The organism is Albimonas sp., assembly GCF_055129145.1.
The window spans coordinates 1-5,930 of sequence record NZ_JBSRTQ010000205.1 but is presented as its reverse complement, the minus strand read 5'-3'; the positions used below and the strand labels follow the sequence as shown (position 1 = coordinate 5,930).

Annotated in this window: 4 protein-coding genes; 3 read left to right on the top strand and 1 reads right to left on the bottom strand. The window is 72.5% G+C overall.

The features are described from left to right. The 3 genes from ACTB72_RS20060 to yjfF form a co-directional block, all read left to right on the top strand. Positions 1-1,551 (top strand): sugar ABC transporter ATP-binding protein (locus ACTB72_RS20060; protein WP_463038794.1); only part of this gene is annotated, 1,551 nt, incomplete at its 5' end. Continuing rightward, a complete protein-coding gene (locus tag ACTB72_RS20055) occupies positions 1,551-2,606 on the top strand; it encodes an ABC transporter permease (RefSeq protein ID WP_463038793.1) in 1,056 nt (351 codons plus the stop codon). The genes ACTB72_RS20060 and ACTB72_RS20055, both read left to right, overlap by 1 nt. Continuing rightward, positions 2,603-3,571, top strand: a complete 969-nt coding sequence (gene yjfF / locus ACTB72_RS20050) for a galactofuranose ABC transporter, permease protein YjfF (RefSeq protein ID WP_463038792.1) — start codon at positions 2,603-2,605, stop codon at positions 3,569-3,571. Before ACTB72_RS20055 ends, yjfF begins: the two co-directional genes overlap by 4 nt. Before the next feature lie 328 nt (positions 3,572-3,899). Here the strand turns inward: yjfF and ACTB72_RS20045 are convergent, their stop codons facing one another. Then, on the bottom strand, positions 3,900-5,585 hold the full coding sequence (locus ACTB72_RS20045) for a c-type cytochrome (protein ID WP_463038791.1): 1,686 nt from the start codon (positions 5,583-5,585) through the stop codon (positions 3,900-3,902). Positions 5,586-5,930: the final 345 nt, after the last annotated feature.

Below are 5,930 nucleotides of genomic sequence, written 5' to 3'. Positions count from 1 at the left end.
CCCCCCCCCCCCGCCGCCCTGTCCACCGGAGCTCGCCCCGTGCTGCTGACCCTCCGCCAGCTGACCAAGACCTTCCCGGGCGCCCGCGCGCTCGACGCCGTGGATTTCGACCTCGCCTCCGGAGAAATCCATGCCCTGCTGGGCGAGAACGGCGCCGGCAAGTCCACGCTGATCAAATGCCTCACCGGCGCCTATGCGCGCGACGGCGGAGAGATCACGCTCGACGGCCGGCCGATCAGCCCGCGTTCGACGTCCGAAGCGCAGGATCTCGGCATCGGCACCGTTTATCAGGAGGTCAATCTCCTGCCCAACCTGACCGTGGCGCAGAACCTGATGTTCGGGCGGGAGCCGACGCGCTGGGGGCTGGTGGACGGGCGGGCGATGCGCGCCCAGGCGGAGGCGATGCTGACGGGCTACGGGCTGAACATCGACGTGGGCCGCGATCTCGGCGAGCAGTCCGTCGCGGTGCAGCAGATCATCGCCATCGCGCGGGCCGTCGCGCTGTCGGGCAAGGTGCTGATCCTCGACGAGCCCACCGCCTCGCTCGACGCGCGGGAGGTGGAGATGCTGTTCGACGTGGTCCGCTCCCTGCGCGCGCGCGGCCTCGGCATCGTCTTCGTCTCGCATTTCCTCGACCAGGTGTTCGCATTGACCGACCGGGTCACCGTGCTGCGCAACGGCTGCAAAGTGTGCACCGAGCGGACCGCCGACCTGAACCGCGTGCGCCTGATCGAGCATATGCTGGGCCGGGAACTGGAGGACGCGGTGGACGCCCGCGCCCGCGACCAGGACGGGCCCGTCGCGCGCCCCGAGCTCTTGCGCTTCGACCGGGTCGGGCGCCGCGGCGCGGTGGAGCCCTTCGACCTTTCCGTCGGCCGGGGCGAGGTCGTCGGCCTCGCCGGCCTCCTCGGGTCCGGGCGCACCGAGACGGCGGAGCTGATGTTCGGCGTCCGCGCGGCCCATTCGGGCGAGGCCCGCGACGCGCGCGGCCCCATCCCGCTTTCCACGCCCCGCGACGCCATCGCCGCCGGCTTCGGCTTCGCGCCCGAGGACCGCAAGACCGACGGCATCGTCGCCGACCTTTCGGTGCGCGAGAACATCGCGCTCGCCCTTCAGGCCCGCCGCGGCTGGGCCAGACCCATCCCGCGCGAGGCGCAGAAGCGGCTCGCCGACGACTACATCGCCCGCCTCGACATCCGCACGTCGGACACGGAGAAACCGGTGGGCCAGCTCTCGGGCGGCAATCAGCAGAAGGTGGTGCTGGCCCGGTGGCTCGCAATGAACCCGCGCTTCCTGATCCTGGACGAGCCGACGCGGGGCATCGACGTCGGCGCCCATGCCGAGATCCTGCGCCTGATCCGCGAGGTGGTGGCGCAGGGCATGTCGATCCTGGTGATCTCGTCGGAGCTCGACGAACTGATCGCCGTCGCCGACCGCGTGGTCGTGGTCCGCGACCGCCGGCATGTGGCCGAGCTGAGCGGCGCCGGCATCTCCGCCGACACCATCGTCGCCGCCATCGCGCGCGCCGACGACGCAGGCGAGGCCGCGTGATGCCGCTCTCTCTCCCCCCTTCCCTGCGCCGGGTTCTGCCCCAGCTCCTGACGCTGATCGCCCTCGCCGGGCTCGCCACGCTCGCCTTTCCCGGCTTCCTGAGCGTCGAGCTGATGGATGGCCGTCTGGTCGGCCCGGTGATCGACATCCTCAAGCGCGGCGCCCCCGTGGCCCTGCTGGCGGTGGGGATGACGCTGGTCATCGCCACCCGCGGGATCGACCTGTCCGTCGGGGCGGTGATGGCGATCTGCGGGGCGGTCGCGGCCTCGGCCGTCTCGGGCGGCATGGGATTGCTCCCGGCGCTGGGGCTGGCGCTGCTGGCCGGGCTCGCCGCCGGGCTCTGGAACGGCGCGCTGGTGGCGGTGGTGGGCATCCAGCCCATCGTCGCCACCCTGATCCTGATGACCGCCGGGCGCGGCATCGCCCAGCTGATCACCGAAGGCCGCATCCTCACCTTCTCCGATCCCCGCTTCGCCTTCATCGGCGCGGGAGACGTGCTCGGCCTGCCGGTCCCCGCCTGGCTGTGGCTGCTGACCGGCCTCGCGGCCGCGCTTCTGATGCGGCGCACGGCGCTCGGCCTGCTGGTCGAGGCGGTGGGGGTGAACCGCCGCGCCTCCGCGCTGGCGGGCGTCGACGCGCGGGGGCTGCTGATCGCGGTCTACATGGCCTCGGGGCTCTGCGCCGCGCTCGCCGGGCTGGTGGCCGCGGCCGACATCCGCGGCGCCGACGCCAACAATGCGGGGCTGTGGCTGGAGCTCGACGCCATCCTCGCGGTGGTGATCGGCGGCGGCTCGCTGATGGGGGGCCGTTTCTCCATCGCCGCGTCGATCCTGGGCGCGATGATCATCCAGACCATCGACACCGGCATCCTGCTCGCGGGGTTCCCGTCCGAATTCAACCTCGTCATCAAGGCGGGCCTGGTGGTGGCGATCCTGGTCATCCAGTCCCCCAACCTGATCCGCGCCTGGCAGGCCCGGAAGACGCGCCTGCGCGACAAGCCGCCCCCGGCCGCCCGGATCCTCCGCCCGGCCCAGGCCAAGGAGGCCGGACGATGAACCCGCGCCTCTATCCGCTCGCGGCCACCCTCGCGATCTTCGTCGTCGCCTGCTTCCTGTGCTGGCTGCAGTTCCCCTACATGCTCTCCACCCGGGTGGCGGGGAACCTTTTGACCGACAACGCCTATCTCGGCATCGTCGCGGTGGGGATGACGGTGGTGATCCTGTCGGGGGGGATCGACCTGTCGGTGGGCGCGGTCATCGCCTTCTCCGGCGTGTTCATCGCGGTGATGCTGCGCGACACGGGCCTGCACCCGCTCGCGGTCTTCGCCCTGCTGCTGGTCGTCACCACCGCGTTCGGGGCCGGCATGGGGGCGCTGATCCATCACCTCGCCATGCCCGCCTTCATCGTGACGCTGGCGGGCATGTTCCTCGCGCGGGGCGCGGGCTACATGCTGAGCATCCAGTCGGTGCCGATCTCGGACCCGTTCTACGACCTGATCCAGGGCGCCTACTGGCTGATGCCGGGCAAAGGGCGGCTGACCCTGATCGGCGGCGTGATGCTGCTGGCGGTGGCGGGGGGCGCGATCCTCGCGCACCGCACCCGCTTCGGCGCGTCGGTCTTCGCGCTGGGCGGGGGCGAGGCGACGGCGCGGCTGATGGGGGTGCGCGTCGGGCGCGTCACCATCGGGATCTACGCCTTCTCGGGGTTCATGGCCGGGCTCTCTGGGATCGTGTTCTCGATCTACACCGGCTCGGGATATCCGCTCGCCACCGTGGGCACGGAGCTGACCGCCATCGCCGCCGTGGTCATCGGGGGCACGCTGCTGTCGGGGGGCGCGGGCCACGTGTTCGGAACCCTGGTGGGCGTGCTGACCATGGGACTGATCCAGACCTATCTGGTCTTCGACGGCAGTCTGTCGAGCTGGTGGACCAAGATCGTCATCGGGGCGCTGCTGCTGATGTTCATCCTGCTCCAGAAGGGTCTCCTGCGCCTTTCGGCCGCCCGAGGCGGGCCCGCCTGACCCCGCCGCTTGGGCGAGCGGCCACGGCGCCGTCGTCCGGCGGGGCGCGCGCTCGGCCGAACGACGGCGCCGTGGCCGGGCGCGATCACGGGCGCGCCCGGCTGGCCGTCGATCTCCACCGGCCTCGCCGACGCGCAGGCGCTGCATGTGGGCGCCGACACGGTGACGGCGTTCGGCGACCGCGCGCCGGTCGCCGCCGGCGCCCCTTCGCGAGCGTCGAGGGGGCGTGTTCTCTGACGGGGTCCAGGCAGGTCACGGCGCGGGGCCCGGCGTTTCCGAAGGCGCCGGATGCGGCGCCTGCGTCCGACGCCCCCGTCCCTGGCCGGGCCTAGTCGGCCGGATTCCCCACGACGCTCCAGTCCGCCCAGGGCTGCGGCGCGGGCTTGGCCAAGGGCGCGCCGGCATCGCCCATCAGGCCCTCGGGCATCCTCATCCCGTAGGCGCCGACATCGCCGTGGAAGGCCGCCCGCGTCGCCGCGACGTCGCCCAGCCAGCGCGGGTCCTGCGGGCGCTCATGCGCATTGACGAAGAGCGCCACGTCCCAGGCCTGCTGCTCGGTCAGGTCCGGGTTGCCGAGCGGCATGTTCGCCTTGAGGAACCCCGCCGCCTTCTCGATCTGGTGCATCCCCGCCCCCCAATTGTAGGAATTCGGCCCCCAGACCGGCGGAAACATCACCCGCGCGCCCTGCTTGAGCCCCGCCCCGTCCGTCCCGTGGCACATCGCGCAGCGCGCTTCGTAGACCACCTCTCCCCGCCTGTAATCAGGCGTCAGCGGCGGCGCCGGCAGCAGCACGTAGCCGCGCGCCTTCTGCACGGCGCCCGAGGGCGCCCCGGTCGCGAGCCAGCGCATGTAGCTTTCCAGCGCCACCATCACCTTGTGCTGGGCGGGCGGGGCCGTGCCGTTCATCGAATACCTGAAGCAGCCCGCCAGCCGCTCCGGCAGCGTGTTCACGTGCCGGTTCTTGTCGCGATAGATCGGGAAATCCACCGCCGTCGCCCAGATCGGCGCCGCCGCCGGGTTCGCGCCGGCGTTCATATGGCAGTTGCTGCACGACAGATCGTTGCCCACGAAGGTTCCGCGCAGGACCTGGGTGTTGGCGAAGATGTCCCGCCCGAGCCGGATCATCTCGCCCAGCGGCGTATCCGGGATCTCCGACCATGCGGGCGGCCTGTGCTCGTAAAGCCCGGGATCGGCGAGGCGCCTGACCTGCGCCGCATAGGCCGCGTCGGCCTTCGCCCAGGGGATCGCGTCCGGCAGGGGTTCGGCGTCGCGGGTCTGCGTCGGCCAGTCGATGGCGAGCGGCGCGTAGCCCGTGCTCGGTCCCGCGGCAGGGTCGAGGCCCGCGAAATACGCAAGGGCGGCGTCCATCGCTTCGGGCGGCAGGTCGGCGGCGATCCGCGCCATGATCGCGGTGTCGGGCGCGTCGGCCAGGTCCTCGCCGCTGCGCCACAGGTCGATCCGGGCCGCCATGTAGTCGGGAAGCTGGCCGGCGATCCGCGGGAAGATCGCGCCGACCCCTTCGCCGTTCCGGCCGTGGCACGAGACGCAGGCTGGGATGCCGGCTTCGATCACGCCGTCGGCCGCGACCGCGGCCCCCTGCCCCGCAGCCGCCGGATCCGTCGCCCAGTCCTGGCTGACGGCCGGAAGCGCCGCGTACCAGGCGGCGAGCCCGCCGATCTGCTCGGACGAGAGCTCGGTCGCGATGCCGTTCATCGTGTAGCCGACCCGCGTGCCGTCGGCATAAGCGGCGAGCGTCCGGACGATGTAGTCGGCGTCCATCCCCGCGATCATCGGCGCGCCGACATCGGCGGAACCGAGCCCCTCCGCGCCATGGCAGGCGACGCAGGCGGGGACCGTGTCCGTGCCCTGGTTCGCCAGGGCCGCGACGTCGACCGCCTGCGCCTGCGCCCCCCACAGGACCGAGACGAGGCCCGCCGCGGCCACCGCGGCGGCGCGGCGGACCGGCGCGCGGCCAGGTCCGGAGCGGCGGGGAAAAGTCGGATCATGCGGCATGGTCTGCGTCCCGTGTTCGACGCGCTCGGCTGAGGCGTCTCCGAAGCCATGGCGACCGGCGCGGACGCCGACCTCCCCTTTCGTCCTTGACGGCGCCCTTGGCGGGGCGCCGAGCCGGGCCGGACCGCTCGCCCCCCGCACCAGGTCCCGGACCAAGCCGGAATGGAAGCAGCCGATCCATGAAGGCGCGCAGGTCGGCTTTCCTTGCGTCAGCCATCGCCGCGCCGTCGCCCCGCAGGAACCGATCGAAGCGGCGCGTCGGCGATGATCGGCGCCGGCTCGAAGGCCGCGATGGCGGCTTCGGCGTTGGCGAAGGTCTGCGGATCGGCCCCGCGCGGGAAGGCG

Coding starts and splice junctions, on each gene's coding strand:
- ACTB72_RS20055 (WP_463038793.1), top strand. CDS start 1,551: ATGCCGCTCTCTCTCCCCCCTTCCCTGCGCCGGGTTCTGCCCCAGCTC.
- yjfF (WP_463038792.1), top strand. CDS start 2,603: ATGAACCCGCGCCTCTATCCGCTCGCGGCCACCCTCGCGATCTTCGTC.
- ACTB72_RS20045 (WP_463038791.1), bottom strand. CDS start 5,585: ATGCCGCATGATCCGACTTTTCCCCGCCGCTCCGGACCTGGCCGCGCG.